Annotated in this window: 16 protein-coding genes and 1 pseudogene; 5 read left to right on the plus strand and 12 right to left on the minus strand. The window is 71.8% G+C overall.

The features are described from left to right. Nucleotides 1-108: 108 nt before the first annotated feature. Nucleotides 109-1,062: an LLM class flavin-dependent oxidoreductase gene (locus tag ACIRR9_RS30320; RefSeq protein ID WP_403758183.1), complete on the minus strand. Its 954-nt coding sequence runs from the start codon at nucleotides 1,060-1,062 to the stop codon at nucleotides 109-111. 86 nt (nucleotides 1,063-1,148) lie between these two features. Here ACIRR9_RS30320 and ACIRR9_RS30325 point away from each other — a divergent pair, with 86 nt between their 5' ends. Next, nucleotides 1,149-1,928, plus strand: a complete 780-nt coding sequence (locus ACIRR9_RS30325; protein WP_403758185.1) for a helix-turn-helix domain-containing protein — start codon at nucleotides 1,149-1,151, stop codon at nucleotides 1,926-1,928. Here ACIRR9_RS30325 and ACIRR9_RS30330 read toward each other — a convergent pair. Together ACIRR9_RS30330 and ACIRR9_RS30335 are read right to left on the minus strand one after the other, a co-directional pair. Beyond that, nucleotides 1,907-2,329: a hypothetical protein gene (locus ACIRR9_RS30330; RefSeq protein WP_403758188.1), complete on the minus strand. Its 423-nt coding sequence runs from the start codon at nucleotides 2,327-2,329 to the stop codon at nucleotides 1,907-1,909. The genes ACIRR9_RS30325 and ACIRR9_RS30330 overlap by 22 nt on opposite strands. A 130-nt stretch (nucleotides 2,330-2,459) precedes the next feature. After that, nucleotides 2,460-2,765 (minus strand): annotated as a pseudogene (locus ACIRR9_RS30335) (helix-turn-helix transcriptional regulator); the annotation flags it as partial. 271 nt (nucleotides 2,766-3,036) lie between these two features. Between ACIRR9_RS30335 and ACIRR9_RS30340 the strand changes: the two are divergent. Next, nucleotides 3,037-3,378, plus strand: a complete 342-nt coding sequence (locus ACIRR9_RS30340) for a hypothetical protein (protein WP_365350904.1) — start codon at nucleotides 3,037-3,039, stop codon at nucleotides 3,376-3,378. Between the two features lie 71 nt (nucleotides 3,379-3,449). Here the strand turns inward: ACIRR9_RS30340 and ACIRR9_RS30345 are convergent, their stop codons facing one another. Continuing rightward, on the minus strand, nucleotides 3,450-3,839 hold the full coding sequence (locus ACIRR9_RS30345) for a VOC family protein (RefSeq protein ID WP_365350905.1): 390 nt from the start codon (nucleotides 3,837-3,839) through the stop codon (nucleotides 3,450-3,452). 247 nt (nucleotides 3,840-4,086) lie between these two features. On the opposite strand from ACIRR9_RS30345, the gene ACIRR9_RS30350 reads away from it, so the two are divergent. Further along, on the plus strand, nucleotides 4,087-4,344 hold the full coding sequence (locus ACIRR9_RS30350; protein WP_403758192.1) for a WhiB family transcriptional regulator: 258 nt from the start codon (nucleotides 4,087-4,089) through the stop codon (nucleotides 4,342-4,344). A 343-nt stretch (nucleotides 4,345-4,687) separates the two neighbouring features. On the opposite strand, the gene ACIRR9_RS30355 is transcribed toward ACIRR9_RS30350, so the two are convergent. Further along, a complete protein-coding gene (locus ACIRR9_RS30355; RefSeq protein ID WP_403758195.1) occupies nucleotides 4,688-6,961 on the minus strand; it encodes a DUF4157 domain-containing protein in 2,274 nt (757 codons plus the stop codon). Between the two features lie 265 nt (nucleotides 6,962-7,226). Here ACIRR9_RS30355 and ACIRR9_RS30360 point away from each other — a divergent pair, with 265 nt between their 5' ends. Together ACIRR9_RS30360 and ACIRR9_RS30365 are read left to right on the plus strand one after the other, a co-directional pair. Then, nucleotides 7,227-7,631, plus strand: coding sequence for a hypothetical protein (locus ACIRR9_RS30360; protein WP_403758197.1), 405 nt, complete (start codon nucleotides 7,227-7,229; stop codon nucleotides 7,629-7,631). Nucleotides 7,632-7,729: 98 nt separating this feature from the next. Further along, the gene (locus ACIRR9_RS30365) at nucleotides 7,730-8,962 is read left to right on the plus strand and encodes an MFS transporter (RefSeq protein ID WP_403758200.1); all 1,233 of its coding nucleotides are present in this window, start codon (nucleotides 7,730-7,732) and stop codon (nucleotides 8,960-8,962) included. On the opposite strand, the gene ACIRR9_RS30370 is transcribed toward ACIRR9_RS30365, so the two are convergent. From ACIRR9_RS30370 to ACIRR9_RS30400, 7 genes are all read right to left on the minus strand, one after another. Continuing rightward, complete coding sequence (locus ACIRR9_RS30370) at nucleotides 8,922-9,776, minus strand: helix-turn-helix domain-containing protein (protein ID WP_403758203.1); 855 nt, start codon at nucleotides 9,774-9,776, stop codon at nucleotides 8,922-8,924. The two genes, ACIRR9_RS30365 and ACIRR9_RS30370, sit on opposite strands and share 41 nt — an antisense overlap. A gap of 36 nt (nucleotides 9,777-9,812) precedes the next feature. Then, nucleotides 9,813-10,646 (minus strand): class I SAM-dependent methyltransferase, encoded by an 834-nt coding sequence (locus ACIRR9_RS30375; protein ID WP_403758206.1) that lies wholly within the window; start codon nucleotides 10,644-10,646, stop codon nucleotides 9,813-9,815. After that, nucleotides 10,643-12,187: a 4-hydroxyphenylacetate 3-hydroxylase family protein gene (locus ACIRR9_RS30380; RefSeq protein ID WP_403758209.1), complete on the minus strand. Its 1,545-nt coding sequence runs from the start codon at nucleotides 12,185-12,187 to the stop codon at nucleotides 10,643-10,645. The genes ACIRR9_RS30375 and ACIRR9_RS30380 overlap by 4 nt, the downstream gene beginning before the upstream one ends. Further along, nucleotides 12,184-12,708 carry a flavin reductase family protein gene (locus ACIRR9_RS30385; protein WP_403758212.1) on the minus strand — a complete coding sequence of 175 codons (525 nt, stop codon included), beginning with the start codon at nucleotides 12,706-12,708 and terminating at the stop codon, nucleotides 12,184-12,186. Before ACIRR9_RS30385 ends, ACIRR9_RS30380 begins: the two co-directional genes overlap by 4 nt. Beyond that, the gene (gene asnB / locus ACIRR9_RS30390) at nucleotides 12,705-14,531 is read right to left on the minus strand and encodes an asparagine synthase (glutamine-hydrolyzing) (protein WP_403758215.1); all 1,827 of its coding nucleotides are present in this window, start codon (nucleotides 14,529-14,531) and stop codon (nucleotides 12,705-12,707) included. Before asnB ends, ACIRR9_RS30385 begins: the two co-directional genes overlap by 4 nt. Next, complete coding sequence (locus ACIRR9_RS30395; protein WP_403758217.1) at nucleotides 14,531-15,265, minus strand: hypothetical protein; 735 nt, start codon at nucleotides 15,263-15,265, stop codon at nucleotides 14,531-14,533. Before ACIRR9_RS30395 ends, asnB begins: the two co-directional genes overlap by 1 nt. Before the next feature lie 299 nt (nucleotides 15,266-15,564). Continuing rightward, the gene (locus ACIRR9_RS30400) at nucleotides 15,565-16,488 is read right to left on the minus strand and encodes a LuxR C-terminal-related transcriptional regulator (RefSeq protein WP_403758220.1); all 924 of its coding nucleotides are present in this window, start codon (nucleotides 16,486-16,488) and stop codon (nucleotides 15,565-15,567) included. Nucleotides 16,489-16,818 lie beyond the last annotated feature (330 nt).

Genomic DNA, 16,818 nt, shown 5'->3' on the forward strand with positions numbered 1-16,818 from the left:
GGAACCGACCGTCGGCTCGTCCATGGCCACGGCCGCTACGAGGGCTGCCCCCGGCGCCGTCTCCGGCAGCGGACCGGCTACCCACAGGCGGGTCAGAGCGTCGGCTCCTTACGTGAGGGCACCTGTGCGCACGGCGGGGATCAGCTCCGCCGCACGTTCGAGCTGGTCGCGCTGGGAGTGCAGGTCCTGGGCGGCGAGGCGGAGGACGATGTGCCGGGCGCCGACGGCGACGTACCGTTCCAGACGCCCGACGACCTGATCGGCGGGCCCGGTGACGACGGCCTGGATCTGCTCCAGGTCCTCCAACGGCATACCGTACGTGGCCCGCGCGTAGGCGTCCGTCGCCCGACGGCCCCGCTCGACGTCGTCGTCGATCCGAATCGAGACGAACAGCGCCGGGGTGATGTCCCCGGGCGGGCGCCCGGCGTCGGTTGCGGCCGCGCGGATGTCATGGAGACCCGTGGCGTAGTCGGCCGGATCGGGAGGGTAGGGCAGCCAGCCGTCGTAGAGCCGGCCGGTGCGGGCCAGCGCCGACGCGGTCGCGCCACCGAGCCACACCGGCGGGCCGCCCGCGCGGGACGGCCTGAGCGCGGGCGGGAGGTCGGCGAAGCGGAACAGCTCGCCCTGGAAGGAGCCTGCGCCGTCCCACAGGGCACGCCACAGTGCCACGGTCTCGTCGAGACGGGCGAAGCGTCCCGCCCACGGCAGTTCGGACAGGGCGTAGAGAGGCCTGCCGAAGCGGCCGGGGAAACCGGCGCCGACCGCCACGGTGAGCCGACCACCCGACAACACGTCGATGGACGCGAGTGACTGCGCGGCCTGGACCGGCCGGCGCAGGAACGGCAGCAGTGCCGCCGTCCCCAGCGTCACGGCCCCGGTCGCCGGGGCGAGTGCCGCCAGCATCGTGAGCGCCTCGACGCGCGGGCTGAGCAGGGAGTCGTTGACGAAGAGCGAGGCGAAACCGAGGCGTTCGGCCGCGCGCCCCAACGCCACCAGTGCGCGGGGGTCGTCGGCCGGGCCCCATTGGGCCGTTCCGGTCGGGAGCAGTACACCGATGTCCATGCCGGTGATGTTCACGACCCGTGCGGCCGGCGACAATTCCCCGTGGGGAATGGCCCGTACCCCTCCGCCGCCGTTACAACAGGTCAGTGGAATTCCCCCGCGCGCTTCGCGAACGCCGTGTCCGCCGCCGACTCAGCCAGCTCGACCTGGCGCTGCGCGCGGGCACCACCCAGCGCCACCTCAGCTTCATCGAGTCCGGCCGGTCCGTGCCCGGCCGGAACATGGTCGTGCGCCTGGCCGAGTCCTTGGAACTGCCGCTGCGGGAGCGCAACGAGCTGCTGCTCGCCGCAGGGTATGCCCCCGCCTATCCGGAGAGTTCGCTGGAAGCCCCGGAACTTGCGCCGGTCCGTACGGCGATCGACCACATCCTGCGCGGGCATCTGCCCTGTCCGGCGCTCGTCGTGGACCGAGGCGGCGACCTGATCGCCGCGAACCCGGCCTTCGACCTGATCGCCGAGGGGGCGGCCCCCGAACTGCTCGGCCCGGGCAGGAACGTCTACCGTCTAGCGCTGCACCCCGACGGTCTGGCGCCACGCATCCGCAACCTCGCCGAATGGGCGCGCCACATCCTGGCCGGCCTCGGCCACCGGCCCGAGCTGCGAGCCGAACTCGCCTCGTATATACCGGAGTTGGAGCCATCGGCCGAGGCGCTCGGATTCGCGGTACCCCTTCGGCTGAGTTCCTCGCGCGGCGACCTGAGCCTGATGACGACCGTGACGACCTTCGCCACCGCCGTCGACGTGACACTGGCCGAGCTGAAACTGGAGGCGTTCCTGCCGGCCGACCAGGCGACCGCCGAGGCGCTGTGGGCGGCGGCCGGGCCCGCGGCTTACGTTGCCGGAGGTCAGGCTCCCGGGAACATGTAGTCGGTCCTGATCCGGCCGTCGTCGTCGAGTACGAGGATGTTCAGGCCCCCGCCCACGACGTCGCCGGTCTCGGCGGACACCGCCTCCCAGCCGAACTTCACCAGGCCGTGCAGCCGCACCGCGCCGGGGCGTGCCCGGAAGGCGAACCCCTGCGCCCTGACAAAGCGTTCGTGGCCTCGCGCAACCCGCTTCTCGATGGCGTCGTACCCCTGAGCCTCCAATGTCGAGTGACCGAAGCCGAGTTCGGCGGCGACCTGCCTGATCTCCGCCGGTGGTTGGAGGACGTGGACGCCGTTCTCGGCCCACAACAGCTCGATGGCCGTTCGCCGTTCGGTGGCGTCGGGTGTCGTCCACTGGGCCATGTAGCGGTCGGCCAGCTGCTGTGCGTCGAACTCGATCACGCGAATCTCCTTGCCGGGCGGGGCGGTTCGGACCAGATCCTGCGGTGTGCGACCGCGACCGACAATTCCCGGCGGGGAATCGGCAGTACGGCGTGCAGACGTCACGGGCGAGACCGGCCGGCCGCTGTGGTCAGGCGTCGCCGTCCGCCAGCGCGTCGCGCAGTGCGGCGTGGGAGGCCACGCCCAGCTTGGGGAAGAGCTGGTGCAGGTGGGTGGAGACGGTGCGCGGGGAGAGGAAGAGGCGTTCGCCGATCTGCTTGTTGGTGAGGCCCGCCGCCGCGAGCATGGCGATCTCGCGTTGCTGCGGGGTGAGCGACGCTGGCCCGGTGGCACCGGCGGACAGACCGGTGGCCCGCAGCTCGTTGCCGGCCCGGGCCGCCCAGGGGCGGGCGCCGAGGCTCTCGAAGGTGTCGAGCGCCGCACCGAGACGGATACGTGTCCGTCCGGCATTCGGGTGACCCATCCGTCACGAACGGTGATACGAGGTGACGGAGCCCTTGCGGCTTCCCGCGGAAGTTGCCACGCTGGAGGTTCGGACCGCTTGTTCCAGCTCTCTCCACGGCGTTCGCGAGATCGCCGGCCCCGACCAGTCCCGGCTCGATACGTTCGTGCGCGCTGCTCTCCTCCCCGGCGCTGAAGCGCGTGCACCGCGCTCACGTACCACAGCGACCGGCCGGACTGCCGCCGCCTCACCTGTGGAGCACACCATGGACACGAGCGAGGAGGCCGCCCGCGGCCTGACCGACATCCAGGACTTCCTGTACCAGCAGGCTCATCTGCGAGCGGCACGTCGGCGCGTCGCGGACTTCACCGCACAGGAGCCGGGGCTGACCCGGGAACAGCGGACGGACATCGAGCGCTGGTACCTGGAGGAACAGACATACGTGGCCCGCATGGTCACCGACCACATCGCCGCCAGCATCAGCGAGGTGGAACAGCGCCATCGCGTCCGCTTCGGCCACTGGCTGCGGGGCACCCTGACCGCGATGATCCTCGTCACCGCGGCCATGGCACTGTGCGTCACCGTGGTGTTGGTCGGCGCCTCCTAGGGGGCGGTGGCCCAGGTTCGACCCGGACAGCGGTGTCGACGACGCGAGGCTGCGTTCTGAGCGCTTGCTTCCTACGCGGCCCAGCCGCCGTACGGCACGGTGATGAGTTCCATGGCGTGGCCTGCCGGGTCCATGAAGTACACGCCGTGACCGCCGTCGTTGTGATTGATCGTCCCGGGGTGTTTCCGCCGGGGGTCGGCATAGTGCTCGATGCCGCGCTGCCTGATCTGCGCGTACGCCGCGTCGAACTCCTCCTCGGAGACCAGGAAGGCGTAGTGCTGTGGGGTGATGGTGTCCACGGGAACCGTGGCGAAGTCCAACGTGACGCCGTTGCCCAACCGGACAGCGATGAACGGGCCCCACTCGGACGTGATCTCAAGGCCCAACAGGTCTGCGAAGAACTCCGCGGACTCCCGGTTGTCCCGGGCATGGACGATCGTGTGATTCAGCTCGACTGACAAGGAATGCCTCCGAGGGCATCTCCCGACACCTCCATGCCTCACCCAGCCGGTGACCGGCACGCGATGTCGCCGGAGATCTTAGATGCCGTTGTCCATGTGGGCCAGGCCGGCCGGCTCAGCGGCGGCAACCGGTCGAACCGCAGAGCGCGGCCCGCTGTCACAGATGCACCCGCTGCCCTGTCTCCTGTGTACAGGTGCAGGCGCGTGCCTGCGCACCGCACGACGAGCACCGGAGGTCTCCGTCGCCATGACCACCGCACGCGAAGACCCGGCTGCATCCTGGCGCGAACATGCTGCCTGCCTGCGCGAGGACCCCGATCTCTTCTTCCCGATCGGGAACGGCGGGCTCACCCTCCACCAGATCGACGAGGCCAAGGCCGTCTGCGGCGGGTGCCCTGTCGCCCGGCAGTGCCTCGACTGGGCCGTGCGGACAGGACAGACGGAAGGGATCTGGGGCGGCACGACCGAGACCGAACGCCGTCTCGGCGCAGGCGCGATGAGCTGACTTCCTGCGCGACAGGATGAAGCCGTCGGCCCGGCCACGTCCGTGACGGCCGCCGGGTGCGGGGAGACCTCGTCCAGCAGGCGCAGCCACGGCAGGCCCGGTCCGACGCCGGGCCCAACGCTGTGCTCGTACCCGTAACGGCGTTCTGTGCGGAACAGCAGCTGAGCCACCTGCGCCTGGGACAGGCCCGCCGCGCTGCGGCCTCGGCCACGGCGGCGCGCCGGTCCCGCGTCGGCGGGGCTGATCTGCGTACGCCGACACCTCGGCAGGGACGTCAGCTCCCCTCGCACCATGCCATGCCTCGCCTGCCATGGTGATGATGTAGGCGCGGAAAGGCCTGAACTCAGTGGATGCTCGCGGGGGCCGACTTGGTCCGCCTGATCGACCTGCCGACACTGGAACTCCCGCCCTCCGCGACGGGCTCCGGTTCCGCCATCTCCAAGGTCAGCGCCTCGGCCAGCTGCTGCATGCGCTCGATGCGCTCCTCCTCGGGCCATGTCTTCTTCATGGTCGGCTCCGGGGTGGCTCCGTCCCAGAAGTCGTGCGGAACCCACTTCGCCGGTTCCTCGACGTCCTCCAGCCCGGCGTCCGGGCCCTGCCGGGTGTACCCGCCGCGGAGGCCGTCGTCGGCGGCGGTGCGGGGGCTGGTCCGCATGGTCGCGTCGATCAGCGCGTTGGCGGCGCTCTGCCAGGTGTAGTGCGTGAGGATCTCCTGGAGCTTGCCGGCGTCCTTGCGGGCGGCAGGCAGTCGCCGGTGGAGGTTCGCGATGGCGCTGGCCCAAGCCGCGGCCCGCTTGTCCTCGCCGCCGTCGACTTCCTGGTTCGTCTCCGAGTCGACCTGGTAAGGGGCCTCCACGCTCATGTCGGGGCTCAGATTCTCGAAGTGCTGCAGGAACTGTGCCGCGCCGCTCTCCTGCGTGACGAGGATGGGCAACTTGCGTCCGGCCGCCTCGGTGGCGACCAGTCCGAACCCCTCGTGCAGGGACGGCATGATCAGGCCGTGCTTGCCCTGGTAGTCGGCGTCCAGTTCGTCGGCGTTCGGGGTGAAGGGCAGCAGCGTGACCCCGCCCTCACCGTGTGCGTTGATTATCTGCTGCCACGCCGCCGTGTCCTCGTGGTACTTCGCCAGGTCCTTCTGGTGCTTCGCCAGCTTGTCCTGGTGGCCCTCCTGGCCCTCTTCGCTGTTCAACGTCGGCTGCCGAGGTCCGCCGCGGATCGTCAGCCTGACGTCCAGACCGTATCCGCCCTCCTCCACGGGACGGCGGAGCTGCCCGATGGCCATGATCGCGGCCTTGGCGCCCTTGATCTCGTCGGTGACGCGCCCCGGCAGGAGCAGTTTGAGCTTGCGCGGCAGATGCAGCATGTACTTCGTCCGGTTGGGCAGCGACGGTTTCACCGGCGCCTTGGCCTCGGTGCCCGGCACGAACTCGTGCACCGCGGCCCTTTTCACCTTCTCCGCAAGGCGTGCCGCCTCCTTGGTGAGCAGGGGCCCCACCCCGCTGACGACATCGGCCTTGGCCATCGCGGAGCGTTCGATCAGCGTCTTCTCCATGAATTTCTTGGCCTGTGCGGCCTCGTCGTCCGTCACCGACTCGGGGTCGGCCTTCCACCGGAGGTACAACTCCCTGTCGTCGGGGGTGTTCTTCCCCTTGACCCGGTCCAAACGCTCGGGACTGGTGTGCAGGAAATGGACCAACCGGGCCTCGGGGTACCAACGCCTGCGAATCGCCTCGGCGGCCGGGCCGGAGAACCGGGAGTGGCCCATGATGATGTCGAAGGAGGCCGGATCGCCGGGAAGCCCGTGGTCCTTCGGGTTGCCCTCGGCGACCTCGGCGAGGCGGTCGCGGCCTTCCTCGATGTCCGGGTTCCCGGGCACGTTGATGATATTGGCGCCCCCATGGTCCGCGACCGTCTTGTCGTGGTCGTAGTCCTTCTTGTTGTTCACGGTGAACAAGGTGACGTCGTGGTCCGGCTGGAGGCCCTTGACCAGTTCCATGTTGAAGACGGGGACACCGCCGAGGCCGAGGCCGCTCTCGTCGCAGACGACGAGCACCTTGCGGCGCTCCGGTCTGGCCATGCGCTGGACCGCGGCGGAATGCGCCGGGGTGCGCTGCACCGGGCCGTGGTCGTGGTGTGCGTGGTCAGGGTGTGCATGGGCCGGCCCGTCGGCGGGTTTCAGCTGTACGGGGCCGGGGCTGTCCGCGAGCCGCTCGTTGGCCGTGGCCTCGCGTTCGAACGGGTCTCCCGGGGTCGACGTACGGACGCCGCCTACCTCGTTGCCGGCGGCCACGGGCCCCTTGCGCTGCTGGGAGACATGGGTCAGTTCGTGGTAAAGGGTCTTGTCGTCGAGCCTTCCGGTGCCCGAGACGATGTCGTTGCCGACGGTGTAGGCGCTGGCCGAAAGATTCTCCGCCGATCGCTGGGCCACCACATCCGTGTGGACGCGGACGTCGGAGAAGTCCTCCTGGAACACTGCTTCGGCCTTCTTGAGCCTGGCCCCCTCCAGCGGCTGCCCACTGCCGGAGACCACCTTCTTGACGACGGCACCCATGTCGGCCTCGGGCTCGGTGCCGGCCAGAGTCTCCGGGGGGCTCAGATAGCCCGAGCGGCGCAGCATCTGCACCACTGCGCGGTTGCCCGCGGATTGCTGGAGTCCCCGCAAACCGCTTGAGGCCTGGGACGGCTCGCCCGTTGTCCGGCCGTGCTTGGGCGACGCCCGACGGTCTGGACCGCCGGCGCGTTGATCACCATCAGTTTGCCTGTACGTCATTTGGTGAACGGTAGGGGTGCGAGTGCTCTCGCAGGCATGGCGAAAAGTGCAGCCTTGCGGGCAGCCAACTTTCTTGCCTTGGTGGGTGGTTGGGGAAAGATCACGGTTTGCCATGGCTCCCCGGGCCTGGCGGGTGGACCGTTCGTCAGCCCAGCGGGCTGCCCGGAGTATCGAGGCGTCGCTGCCCTGCGCCTACGCCGACCGGTCGACCTGGCCGCTACCGCCCGCCCGGCACGTCGCCGTCCTCGCCTGCGTGGATGCCCGGCTGAACGTCTACGCGGTCCTCGGCGCGGACGAACGCCGCTCGCTCGCCGTCAGCCGGCGCCTGCGCGGAACCGAGGAGATCATCCTCATCCACCACACCGACTGCGGCATGCCCCCCTTCACCGACGACGGCTTCACATCAAGGCCGATCCCTTCGTCGTCCACATGGACGCCATCCGCGGATTCGTCTTCGACGTCGCCGCCGGCAGGCTCGAAGAGGTCCAACCGGTGGGACCCCGCGCTCAGCCTGTGACCTGTGGTCACAGCATCATCCCCTGTCTGGCTGGCCGCAGGGCGCGGGCCGACGATGACCCGGTCTCCCTCCTCGCCGACCGAACGGTTGTGGTCCGCTTGAGCAGTCTCCCCGACACGTCGTCCGACGCGGTGCGCACCGCCGACCCCGACCGGCTCGACCGGCTGCGTTACGCGGGCGTGTTCGTGCTGCTGTTCCTCTTCGGCACCGAGACGTTCCTGGTCTCCCCGCTGCTGCCGACGATCTCCAAGGACATCGACGTCAGCGAGGCGGCCGCGGCGTCCAGTGTCACCGCGTACGTGCTGGTGTACGCGGTCTGCGCGCCCTTCCTCGGCGTGCTGAGCGACCGGTTCGGGCGCCGCCGGGCGCTGCTCGCCGGGTCCGTGCTGTTCGTGGCCTCCAACGTGGGGGCCGCGCTGTCCACCGGCATCGTGCTGCTCGTGCTGTCCCGCGCGGTCGCCGGGCTGGCGGCCGCCGCGGCCGGTCCGGCGATCTGGGCGCACATCGCCGAGACCGCGCCCGACCGGGTGCGAGGCCGGGCCCTGGGCCTCGGCATGGCCCTGTTCTCGTGCGGTCAGGTCGTCGGCGTGCCCCTGGGCGGACTGCTCGCGGAGGTCGCGGGCTGGCGCTCGGCGTTCCTGGCGCTGGCGATCGGTACCGCGGCGGCCGTACCACTGCTGCTGCGCCAGATCCGGCCCACCGCACCGCAGCCCGCCACCGTCGGCGCCGTCAAGGCCGTGCTCTCCGGCTGGGCGGATCCGTCCCTGCGCAACGCCCTGCTGGTCAACACCGTGTTCAACGCGGCCAACCTGGGTGCCTACACCTTCCTCGGAGCCGTGCTCGTCGACCGGTTCGACCTCACCGTCTCCGAACTCGGCCTGATCGGCGTCGTCGTGGGGGCGGGCAGCGTGGTGGGATCTACGCTCGGCGGGCGCCTCGGTGACCGGGCGCGCGCGGCCGGCGCGGCCCCCGTGCCCCTGCTGCCGGTGTGGGGTGTGCTGCTCGCGGCCGGGATCGGGCTTGCCGTCGCGGGCCCGGGACTGGCGGTGGCGGTGATCGGCGTGGCGCTGTGGTTCGTGGCCAGCGGCGCCTTCGTCACCGATCAGCAGACCCTGGCCGGCACCGTGGCGCCCGCCCTGCGCGCCACGTCCAGCGCCTGGCTCACCTCGACGATGTACGCCGGTACGGGCCTGGGCGCCTGGGCCGTCGGCGCCTTCGCGGACGTGACGGTCGGCGCGCTCACCATCGGCACCGGCCTGGCCCTGCTGTCGGCCCTCGGCGCCCTGCTGGTCAGCGGGAAGCCGCGACGGAGCGCAGCGGACGCCGGCTGAGCCCGGTCATCAGGGACCGGTCCGTCTCCGTGGCCGGGGTGAACAGCAGGACCAGCGCGGACGGGTCGTCCACCGGGTGGAACGACGACAGCGTGAGCTCGATCCGTCCGGTACCCGCGGGCTCCACGGTCACCTTGCGGGCGGTGAGCTCCGCCACCGAGTGGCACCCCCACCAGTGGCGGAGCTCCGGCGCGTCCTCCTCCAGCCGGCGGTAGACCTCACTGGTGCGGGCGTCGGCCAGCGCCGCTCCGGCCTGGGCCCGGAAGTGCTGGAAGACGTTCATGGCCAGGGGTTCCCAGTCGGTGAGGACGGACCGCAGTCGGGCGTCCGCCACCATCAGCCACATCAGGTTGCGCCGGTCCGCCGGCACGGTCTCCGGCGAACCCCACAGCGCGCTCCAGGCGGCGTTCCAGCCGCGCAGGTCGAAGTACCGGTCCAGCAGCACGGCCGGGCTCGCCGGCCAGGAGTCGAGGACCGGCTGCACGGCCGTGGCCAGCCGGTCCCGTCCCTCGTCGGCCGCGGCCACCGGCTCGTGGTACCCGGCGAGCCGCATCGCGTGCCGCAACCCGGCCGCGTCCAGCCTGAGCGCCCGCGCGACCGCGCCGAGGACCTGGCGCGAGGCGGCCACCCGACCCTGCTCCAGCCAGGTGTACCAGGCCAGGCCCACCCCCGACAGCGACGCCACCTCCTCGCGGCGCAGCCCGGGGGTCCGTCGGCGGGCGGTCGAGCCGAGCCCGACGTCGGCGGGCTTGAGCAGTTCGCGGTGGGCCCGAAGGAAGGCGCCGAGTTCCGGGCTGGGAACGGGAGTTGACATGGTGGGTGGCTCCTCGGCCGTGCGGGTCGTCTCAGGTTACGCGGGCGCGAGCCGCCACAGCCGTACCGTCATGTGACTGACATGTCCGGTCTCCGTCTGCCGCCGCCATGCCGCCTCGCCGACCGCCCGGAAGAACCCGGCGCGTTCCGCGGGTTCCACGAGCCGGCTGTAGTAGTCGCCGAACGTCGCCGCGTGGAAGTGCTCGTACTGTGCGGCGCTCTCCACGGTGACCACCGCGTCCCGGTCGAGGACCGCCTCGATCCGGAAGTACCGCTCCAGCAGCGGCTCCAGCTCGTCGAACGTCCGGGTGCGGGTCGCGATCGGCAGGATCCCGGCGACCGTGAACAGGCCTGGAACATCGGCGTGCCGGGCTTCGAGGACGGTGCGTACGATGTCGTCCTCACCGCCCAGACCGTGCGCGTCGCGCGCCGGGTGATAGGTCGTCAGCAGGAAGACCCCGTCCGGCGCGAGGTGGTCACGGGTCCACTTCAGGACTCGTTGCTCGTGCGGGTACAGCCAGTGCAGGACCGACGTCATGGTGACGACGTCCGAGCGGTGGGGGAGCGGTTCGGGTGCGGTGAGGTCGGACTCGTGGAGGGCGACCCGCGGCCCGTACGCGCGCAGCCGCCCGGCGGCCTCGGCCATCCGGTGCGGGGAGCGTTCGAGACCCACGGCCTTCTCCAGCGAGGGGAAGCGGTCGAGGGCGGCCCCGAGCAACTGGCCGATGCCGCTGCCCAGATCGAGCAGCTCGCGGGGTTCGCCGGTGACCTGGTCGAGGACCCAGTCGCGGTCGTGCACCTGGCGCAGCCTGCTGGCGTCGGCGTAGCCGGCCAGCGTGCGGGCCTGGATCTCGGCGGCGGACGCGGTCATGGACGGGCCTCCCGGGCGGAGTCGGAGCTGGAGTCCGAGTCGGAGCCGAGTTCGGAGTTGGAGCCGAGTTCGGATGCGGTGGCGGCGGCGGGTTCGAGCAGGCGCAGCAGCCGCTCCCGGGTGTCGCTCTGGTCGTAGCGCTTGAACAGGTTGATCCGGTTGCGGGCGAGGTCGCCCCGGTGGACGTACTCGTACAGGTGCTGGCGCTGTCCGAAGCCGTCCCCGGTGAGTTCCCAGGCGAGCCTGAACAGACGGGACTTGTGCTCGGCGTCGATGCCCCGGCCGCGCATGTACCGGTCGAGGTGCGGGCGCAGCCGGGGGTTGGCGAGGTCGCCCGCGGTGGGCTGCATCAACAGGCCCGAGGCGCCGATCGTGCGCAGGATCTCCACCGCGCTGCCCGCCACCTCGGCCGACCAGACGCGACTGGCGGCGGTGTCGCCGGGGGCGAGCAGCCCGCTGTCGGTGACCTGGGCGCGGGCCTCGGCGGCGTCGAGGAACAGCTCGGTCAGCTCCGCGTACCCGGCCAGGCGGCCCAGGTCCTCCTGGATGTTGCGGAACCGGTCGACGCCGATGCTCTCAGCCACCAGGGTGGCGGTGGCCAGCAGCGTGCGCAGCCGCTCCCGGTAGCGCACATGCCCGATGTACGCGCTCCAGGCGTTGATCCGGGACAGGCCGGTGCGCGCCAACGCGCCGTCGCGCAGCAGGAACACGCGGTCCCACGGCACGGTCACGTCGTCGAAGAACAGCATGGCGTCCTGCTCGTCGAAGCGGGCGCCGAGCGGATGCGCGTGCCCCCACGGAGCGTCGCCGAGCGGCTCGCGGCACAGGGTGATCAGACCCGGTGTGTTGAGCGGCAGCGCGAACCACACCACGAACTGCTCGCCGCGCCGCTGTGTGAAGGACGCCGACAGGTACACCAGTACCTCGTGCGCGAGCGGCGCGAGGGTCGTCAGCTGTTTGGCTCCGCGTACGACGACACCGTCGTCGTTCTCGGCGAGGACCCGCAGTGCCAGGTCGGGGTCGTCGACCGGGTCGGCCGAGCGGTCGATCTGCGGATCGCCCAGGGCGTGCGAGAGGACCAGGTCGTTGTCCGCGCAGTGCCGGTACCAGGCTTCCGCGTTGGCGCCGAACCCGGCGTGGGCGCGCTCCAGTCGGTGACGGAAGTCGTACACGCCCAGGGCGATGGAGGACATGAAGGCCGGGGAACGCCCGTGCTGGCCCAGCGACTCGGCGTGCCAGAACTCGGCGCTGCGCCGCTGGAGGCGCAACTCCTCGATGGTGCACGGCGGTTGGTAGCCGCGGGCGATCCGGCGGCCGCTGTCGGGGTCCTTGTAGGTGAGCAGTTCGTGATGGGCGGGGTCGTGCTGGAGGTCCAGCAGCCGGGCGAGTTCGTCCACGGCGGGCCGGAAGGCGGGATGGGTGACGGGATCGCTGACGCGCTTGCCGTCGAGATAGAGCTCGCGGCCGTCGGTCAGCTCCTCGCGGTACCGGTCGCCGGTGAGCAGACCCCGGGCGGTGGCGGTGGCGTCGGGCAGGGTCATGCGCTGACTCCTGTGGGGGTGGGTACGGGCAGAGGAGCGAGGGAACGGAACGCGCGGTCGTGGTACAGGAGGGGTTCACCCGGTCCGCTGTCGCCGGCCGCGACGACCCGCCCGACCAGCAGGGCGTGGTCGCCGCCCGGCAGGACGGCGTGCAGTCGGCAGTCGAACCAGGCGAGGCACTCCTCCAGGACGGGCGTCCCGGTCGCAGCGGTCCGCATCGGCGCCCCGGTGAACAGGCCCAGTGCGCGTCCCGCGCCGGGCGTGGCGAACCGCCGGGCCAGCGCCTCCTGGCGGGCGCCGAGCACCCCGACGCCGAACCGCGCGTCGGCGCGCACCGCGTCCGCGAGCGGACTGCGCCGGTCCACGGCGACGCTGAGCAGCAGCGGGTCCAGGGAGAGCGGGCACAGCGAGGACACCGTCTTCGCGAACACCTCCTCGCCGTGCCGCGCGGTGAGCACCGCCACCCCGGTCGTCCAGAGCCGGGCGGCCTCGCGGAAGGCGTCGGCGGGCGGGGCGCTCATCGCAGGCTCACGCGGTAGGCCCGCAGCCATTCGTCCACCTGGACCAGGTGATCGAGCCCGCCGACGGGGTTGGGCGCGGTGCGCGGGCTGGGCAGCGGCCGGCCCTCGGCGAGGGCGGCGCGGACCACGGCCCGGTCCACCAGGTCGAAGACGGGGGCGTTCGGGTCGGCGAGCAGTTCGTGCGCCCGGGCCGTGAGCACCTCGGTGTAGCGCACGGCGGGCGTGGAGGGGTAGCCGCTCTTGGGGCGATCGGTGACCTGCGGCGGCAGCAGATCCCGTACGGCGTCGCGCAGCAGCCCCTTGGGGCGTCCGCCCGGCGCCTTGAGCGCCCAGGGGACGTTCCACAGGTACTCCACGAGCCGGTGGTCGCAGAACGGCACCCGCAGTTCCAGTCCCACCGACATGCTGACCCGGTCGGCGCGGTCCAGGAGCGGGGGCAGCCAGCGGGTCAGGGCCAGGTGGAAGATCTCCCGGATCCGCCGGTCGGCGGCCGACTCCCCGGGCAGCGACGGCACTTCGGCCAGCGAGCGCCGGTACTGCTCGGCCGTGTACTCGTGCGGGCTCACCTCGGCGCGTACGTCGGGCCGCAGCAGCTCGGCAGGTGTGGCGCGCCCGTGCAGCCAGGGGAAGGTGTCGGCCGCCAGCGCCGCGGGATCGTGGAAGTAGGGGTAACCGCCGAAGATCTCGTCGGCCGCCTCCCCGGAGAGGGCGACCGTGGAGCGCCGCCGCACCTCGCGGAACAGCAGGTGCAACGAGGCGTCCATCTCCCCCCAGCCGGGCCGGTCGCGGGCCCGCAGTACGGCGTCCCGGGCGTCCAGCAGGTCGTCGTCGGGGACCACGACCGAGGTGTGCAGGGTGCCGATGTGCTCCACGGCCGCCTGTACGAACGGTGCGTCGGCGCTGGTGCGCCAGGCGTCCGGGGCGCGGTCGGCGCTGCCGGGGAAGTCCACCGAGAAGCTGGTCACCTTGGAGTGCCCGGTGCGCTCGCGGGCCGCGGCGGCGAGCGCGGTGATCGCGCTGGAGTCGACGCCGCCGGACAGCAGGGTGCACAGCGGGACGTCGCTGAGCATCTGGCGCTCGACGGTGTCGGCGAGCAGGTCGCGGACCCGGGCACGGGTGGTGGCCGCGTCGTCGGTGTGGGGTGCCGAATCCAGCTGCCAGTAGCGCAGTTCCCGCGTCGCGCCGCGGCCGACGGTCAGCAGATGGCCGGGGCGCAGCTCGCGCAGTCCGCGGAAGATGCCGTGCCCGGCGGTCGGGGCGGCCGGCAGCGCGAAGAGCTCCGCGATGCCCTCGGCGTCCAACTCGGCCCGGAACAAGGGGTTGGCGAGGACGGCCTTGGGTTCGGAGCCGAACAGCACTCCGGCGCGATGGGCGTGCCAGTACAGCGGCTTGACACCCAAGTGGTCCCGGACCAGCAGAAGTTCCTGGCGCCGGCCGTCCCACAACGCGTAGGCGAAGATGCCGTTGAAGCGCCGGGGCGCGGCATCCCCCCACTGGAGGTGGGCCCGCAGGACGACCTCGGTGTCGGAGCGGGTGCGGAAGGTGTGCCCCAGGGACTGCAACTCCCGCCGCAGCTCAAGGTAGTTGTACAGCTCGCCGTTGTAGCTGAGCGATGTGTCGGTGTCCTGGTCGGGCAGCGGCTGGCCGCCGCCTTCGAGGTCGATGACCGAGAGCCTGCGGTGGCCGAGGGCGGCGTGCCGGGACAGCCAGACGCCGCCGGCGTCGGGTCCGCGGCAGGCCAGGGTCTCGGCCATGGCCCGCGCCGTCCGCTCCCGGGTGCGCAGATCGGTCTCCCAGTCGATCCAGCCGGAGACGCCGCACATCACGGCTCCTGTCGTTCGTCGGTGGCCTCCCAGCGGCAGCCGTGCCCGGTGGGGCCGCTGCGCAACTGGTGCGAGGGCCAAAAGCCCTTCGCTCGGATGTTGGCGGAGAGGGCTTCGGTGCAGTAGGTGCAGGGGGAGGCGAGGGTGATGCGGACGCCGGAGCGCCGCGCCTGCTCGCGGTAGTCCCAGATCGAGCAGTGGGTGATCGTCAGCGCGGCCCGTGCGGCGGTGGGCGGTGCCTCGTCGTCGAACTCGTAGGCGGAGCCGTACAGTTCGGCCTGCCGGGCGATCCGGTGGATCGGGTCGGCGGCGCCGCGGCCGTGGTCGGGTTCGACCTGCCGGTATATCTCGGCGTTGGCACGGGCCCAGTCGGCGAGCACCTCCTCGCCGTAACGGGCCACCAGGAACCGCTCCATCAGGGCCTGGCCGCGGAAGAACACCCGTTGCCAGGCGGACGGCAGGGCGGTGCCGGGGTCGGGCAGGTCGGCGAAGATCTCGGCCTGGAGCGCGAACCAGTCGGCGAGGTGGACCTCGTCGCCGCGGGCCGCGAGCAGCCGGGTCAGTCCCGCCTCGGCCTCGTGGAGACGCTGTTGCCAGAGCGCGGACCGGTCGGCGTCGGACATGCCCCGGTACGCGGGGCGGGGCGGGTCGGGTTCGGGGCGTGTGCCGGCGTACGGATCGCGCAGTACGTCGGCGGCTGCGGGTGCGATGCCTGCGTCGGGCGCATCGCTCATCGGGATCTCCTTCGGCAGAGAGGGGCGTTGGTGCTGACCTCGGGGTTCAGGTCGTCGGCAACGCTATGCGTCGGCATGATCACTCAGAAGCCCCGAAGGGATGCGGCGCGGGCGACCATCGGCCCACCCGCACTGCTCCGAACGTCGCTCCCCGCCAGGCGCACGGCACGCCGCGGGGCGGGCACCCGAGGGAGTGCCCGCCCCGATTGCTGCCGCACGGGTTACCGCTGCGGGCATGGTCGCTGCAGGGATTGCTGCCGTAGTGATTGCTGCCGTTAGTGAGTGCTGCCGTACGGAGTTCAGCCCGCCAAGCCGTGCCGATGCGCGTACAACGCCGCCCGCAGCCGGTCGGGTTGGCCGGTCTTGCGCATGGCCTGGGTGAGGTGCTTCTTCACCGTGGCCTCGGCCAGGGCCAGTTCGCGGCCGATCTCCGCGTTGCTCAGCCCCTGGGCGAGCTGCGCGAGGACGTCGCGTTCGCGGTCGGTGAGACCGCAGTGCTGGGGGAGCGGCTCGGCGGCGTGCCCGGCCGCACTCGCCACCGGCAGCCGGGCGGCGGGTGGTGCCGGCAGGAACACCGAGCCGCCCGCCGCGGCCAGCGTCACCGCGCCGATGATCCGGTCCTCCGCCAGCTCCAGCGGGAAGCAGCCGCTCGCACCGGCCAGGAGCATCCGGTTGGCCTCGGCCGTGGTCTCGGCCCGGCGCAGCAGCAGGACCCGCGCGTCCGGGGCGCCGTCAGCGCCGCGCAGCCGCACCACCGCGGCCAGATCGTCCCCCAGGGAGTCACCCTGCCCGAGGAGGATCACGTCCGGCCGTACCCGTCGTACGCTGCCCAGGGCGTGCTCCTGGTCTCCCGTGCTGCCCACGACCGTCAGGCCGGGCACCGTGGACAGCACGCTGCGCAGCCCCGCGCGGGCCACCGGATGCCGTTCGACGAGGAACACTCTCGTGCCGGCGGCGGGCCCGCTCGACGGCGCCCCGCACGCGGGATGGCCGCACTCGCAGGCGGCCCTGGAGCGCGTCGGCGCCTCCGCGCGCCGGTGGTCGGTCTCGGCCAGCAGCTGGTGACCGGCGATCAGATCCAGTGGGTTGTCTATCTCGGCGTGCAGAGCGGCTGTGCCGGGCGGCCTGCGCAGGGCGCCAGGGCCCCTGCGGACGGCCGGTGGGAGGCCCGGCGCCGTGATCGGTTCCAGCTGTTCGATCGGTGCTTCGACGGTGCGTGGCATCGTGTCGCGGTCCCCTCGGGTACGGCGGCGCCGTGCCCTGGACCGGGCCCGGCGGGGATGACGGAGGAGGACGCTGCCGGGACGGCGAACAGGCCGGGCGGTCAGCGTGGTACGCGCGGACAGGTCTCGTCGAAGCACCTGCGGTGCCACGAGCCGCCGATACCGACCAGCGTGAAGTCGGTTCGCCAAGGGGCCATACAGGAAGGGTAATTGGCCATTTTGTGCCGGGTCAAGGTCGGTCTGCCGGGTCCCGGTGATCCTATGACCTCCGGTATCAGCATGAACGCCTGGCTGGTTGCGGCCCCGGCCCGCCCCGCACCCTTCCTCACG

The sequence above is a fragment of the Streptomyces sp. NPDC101234 genome (genome assembly GCF_044767525.1).
Lineage (GTDB): Bacteria > Actinomycetota > Actinomycetes > Streptomycetales > Streptomycetaceae > Streptomyces > Streptomyces sasae.

Coding starts and splice junctions, on each gene's coding strand:
- ACIRR9_RS30375 (WP_403758206.1), bottom strand. CDS start 10,646: ATGACCGCGTCCGCCGCCGAGATCCAGGCCCGCACGCTGGCCGGCTAC.
- ACIRR9_RS30350 (WP_403758192.1), top strand. CDS start 4,087: ATGACCACCGCACGCGAAGACCCGGCTGCATCCTGGCGCGAACATGCT.
- ACIRR9_RS30380 (WP_403758209.1), bottom strand. CDS start 12,187: ATGACCCTGCCCGACGCCACCGCCACCGCCCGGGGTCTGCTCACCGGC.
- ACIRR9_RS30370 (WP_403758203.1), bottom strand. CDS start 9,776: ATGTCAACTCCCGTTCCCAGCCCGGAACTCGGCGCCTTCCTTCGGGCC.
- ACIRR9_RS30340 (WP_365350904.1), top strand. CDS start 3,037: ATGGACACGAGCGAGGAGGCCGCCCGCGGCCTGACCGACATCCAGGAC.
- ACIRR9_RS30355 (WP_403758195.1), bottom strand. CDS start 6,961: ATGCTGCGCCGCTCGGGCTATCTGAGCCCCCCGGAGACTCTGGCCGGC.
- ACIRR9_RS30400 (WP_403758220.1), bottom strand. CDS start 16,488: ATGCCACGCACCGTCGAAGCACCGATCGAACAGCTGGAACCGATCACG.
- ACIRR9_RS30360 (WP_403758197.1), top strand. CDS start 7,227: ATGGCTCCCCGGGCCTGGCGGGTGGACCGTTCGTCAGCCCAGCGGGCT.
- ACIRR9_RS30395 (WP_403758217.1), bottom strand. CDS start 15,265: ATGAGCGATGCGCCCGACGCAGGCATCGCACCCGCAGCCGCCGACGTA.
- ACIRR9_RS30320 (WP_403758183.1), bottom strand. CDS start 1,062: ATGGACATCGGTGTACTGCTCCCGACCGGAACGGCCCAATGGGGCCCG.
- ACIRR9_RS30385 (WP_403758212.1), bottom strand. CDS start 12,708: ATGAGCGCCCCGCCCGCCGACGCCTTCCGCGAGGCCGCCCGGCTCTGG.
- asnB (WP_403758215.1), bottom strand. CDS start 14,531: ATGTGCGGCGTCTCCGGCTGGATCGACTGGGAGACCGATCTGCGCACC.